Source organism: Rudaea sp. (genome assembly GCF_036383415.1).
Lineage (GTDB): Bacteria > Pseudomonadota > Gammaproteobacteria > Xanthomonadales > Rhodanobacteraceae > Rudaea.
Map to the genome: position 1 here is coordinate 1 of NZ_DASVOK010000111.1, position 3033 is coordinate 3033.

4 protein-coding genes are annotated in these 3033 nt (G+C 66.9%); all 4 read right to left on the minus strand.

The window, feature by feature from the left end; genetic code table 11:
• The coding region (locus tag VF497_RS04140; protein ID WP_330886375.1) for a lipid II flippase MurJ at positions 1 to 540 on the minus strand (540 nt) is incomplete at its 3' end.
• A gap of 2 nt (positions 541 to 542) precedes the next feature.
• The gene (locus VF497_RS04145; RefSeq protein ID WP_330886376.1) at positions 543 to 1367 is read right to left on the minus strand and encodes an acyltransferase; all 825 of its coding nucleotides are present in this window, start codon (positions 1365 to 1367) and stop codon (positions 543 to 545) included.
• Position 1368: 1 nt separating this feature from the next.
• On the minus strand, positions 1369 to 2835 hold the full coding sequence (locus VF497_RS04150) for an O-antigen ligase family protein (RefSeq protein WP_330886377.1): 1467 nt from the start codon (positions 2833 to 2835) through the stop codon (positions 1369 to 1371).
• Positions 2832 to 3033: hypothetical protein (locus VF497_RS04155; RefSeq protein WP_330886378.1), on the minus strand; the 202-nt coding region annotated here is incomplete at its 5' end. The genes VF497_RS04150 and VF497_RS04155, both read right to left, overlap by 4 nt.

Consider the following 3033-nt stretch of genomic DNA (forward strand, 5'->3'; position numbering starts at 1 on the left):
GGACAGCGTCGTCGCGTCGGTGGCATGGCCTTCGAATCCGAGCAGGCACACGGCGGGCAGGTTGTAGAGGAACGAGGCGAGTCCCGCGCGCACGAAGCGCGACGCGGCCTGGTGCGGCACGCTCCACAACGCCTGCAGGCAGATGCCGGGTAGGCACCAGGCGAGCGTGCGCAATGTCGTTGCGGCATCTTCGCGCGCCGCCGGCGCGAGGCCTGGGCCGATCATTGCGACGAGCGCGGGCGCGAGCGCCCACAACGCGAGCGCGAGCACGAGGCCGACGAGGCCGAGATTGACGCTTTGTCCGAAGAGCCAGCCGTCGCGTCGCCGCGGCGCCTGTTCCTGGTACAGCGGCAGCGCGGCCGAGTTGACCAGGCCACCGGCCATCATCATGCGCAATGCTTCCGGCAGGAACATCGCGACGAGGAACGCATCGCTGCGCGCGCCGCTGCCCCAGGCTGCGACGATCAGCCACTCACGCGCGAAGCCCGTGGCGAGTCCGGCGAGCGTTGCGAGGGTAAGCCATGCGGTCGCGCCGAACATGATCAGTGAAAAATGTTGAACAGGCTTTTGCCGCGAACCTTGTAGTCGAGGTCGCACGGGCGTTCGCCGATCGCCTTCGCCGCACTGCCGGCGACGATTTTGTACGGCGCGATGTCCTTGCTGACCAGCGTGTTCGCGGTCACCGCGCAGCCGCGGCCGAGGTGCGCGCCGTTGGTGACGATCGCGCGCGTGGCGATCCAGGCGTAGTCGTCGATCGCGATCGGCGTGCCGACCGCCCAGAATTCCTTCGCGTGCATGTCGTGGCTGCCGGCGATGACGATGACGTAGGAGGCGATCGTCACGTGGTCGCCAATGGTCAGGCCGCAGCGCGCGTCGATCTGGCAATGCCAGCCGATCGAGCTGTCCTCGCCGATGGTCAGGTTGCCCATGCCGAGCACTTCGGTGGTGCGCCAGATCGTCGAATTGCGGCCGATCTTCGCGCCGCCGAGGCGGAGCCAGGCAAGACGCACGTGGTGGCTCGGGATCTTGTTGATCAAAATGTTGTACCACTGCTCCCAGGCGATCGTGCAGAACGCACGGAACGTGGCCATGTTGAAGCCGGGAATCGGCACGAAGCGGCGCATCGGCAGCTCGCCGCGCAGGTGCAGATAGAAGCGCTGCGTGGCCGGATCGATGATGCGCGGAGTGAGATCGGTCAGCGACAGATACACGCGCATGCCGCTGCCGTTCGGTTCCTCGAACAGCACTTCGTGGTCGAGCATCCACTGATAGCGCGTCGACAGCGAGCCCATGTCGGTGCCGAGTTCGAGCGCATACGTGGCGAGCCGCTCGCGCAGGTCGAGCGAATGGAAGATGCGATGCCTCATTTCACGAGGCCCTCGCCGCGAGCACGCGACGCATCGGCATGCGGCGTTCGACCGCGCCGACCTGCGGCAGTGCGCGCGCGGCCTGCAGATTGATTCCCATCATCAGCCAGAACAGCGCGATCAGCACCATGGTGAAGCTGTAGTAGTGGTCGAACAGGCCGGTGACGAGCGCGCCGCCGAGTCCACCGAAGCTCGCCAGCCACACGCCGTTGCCGTGGTCGACCACGCGCACCGCGCCGTGCGGACGCACCTCGCGCCACCAGCGCAGCAGCACGGCGCAGTACAGCAGCGCGCCGAGCAGGCCGAGCTTGTAGACGTAGTTTAGCCAGAGGTTGGAGATGCCGATCAGGCCGCTGCCCGGCACCGGCGGATCGACCTTGAAGCCGATGCCGAGCGGATACGTCGCCATCACGCGCGGGAATTCGCTGTACTCCTGCATGCGCACTTCGGTGCTCTCGTTCCTTGCCGAGAACGTCTGCGACAGGCGTGACTGCACGGCGGGATAGAAACTGACCAGCGCAGCGCCGAACACCGCGGCGGCGATCAGCGTCTTGCGCGTGCCCGGCACGCGCATCAAGGCGAACACGCCGAGGATCGCGACGACGCTGAGCAGCGCGCCGCGCGAGCCGGTGAGGACGATGCCGACCAGGCCCATCAGCGCGACCGAGCCGCCGAGCCAGCGCCGCCAGCCACGATGCACGCCGGCGTAGTACATGGCGAGCGGCAGGAACATCACGATCTCGCCCGCGCTGAGGTTCGGATGCAGCCAGGTCGTGCCGAGGCGCACCTGCAATGCCTTGAACAGATGTTGGGTCAGCTCCGGGTGCGCGTACTTGAGTGCGTCGAGCACGGGAATGATGTCGGTGGCGACGTTGTTGCGCAGGAACAAGGTCAGCGACAGCCCGAGCATCGCGAAATTGCCGAGCAGCAGCGCAGCGATGACCGCATCGCGCTTGCGCTCGCTGTCGACCACGAGCGGCACGAGAAAAATGCAGGACACGTCGACCAGCCAACGCGCCCAGTTGACGATGCCGCTCGGGGTGCCGGCGTTGCTGCTGCTGATGACCGGAGCGCCGATCATGATCGGCGGATGCGGATCGATGTAGATCATCCATTCGCCGACGATGAACGGCAGCGCGCTGAACAGCATCAAATAGACAACCATGCGCTCGGTCGGGCCGAATGCCGGCAGGCGCCGGCCCAGCAAAAACTGCCAGGCGATGCCGAGCCAGATGAAGACGAGGATTGCCTCAGACGCGGTCGTGCGCAGGCCGACCTGCACGGTCATGAACGGCACGAACGTTGCCGCGAACCCGAACATGACCAGGCCGAAGATCGGCCAGCGCAGGATCGCGATGAGGACGACCGCGCCGGCCAGCAGAGTGACGAACTGGCCCGGCGGCTGGAACAGCAGCAGGCCCGCGAATGCCACGGCGCAGACGACGGCGATGACGGCTTCGAGCCTCATGCGGCCAATTCGCGCAGCAGGTTGTTGAGGCGCTGCGCATACGGCTCGGGGCCGAAGCGCTCGGCCCATTCGCGCCAGCGTTCGGGTTCGCGCGCGGGCGGTTTCGCGGCGAGCTCGAGGATCAGCGCGGCGACTTCCTCGTGGTCCTCCGGATCGAAACGCAGCGCGCCGGGCGGCGTCACCTCGTCGAGCGCGCTG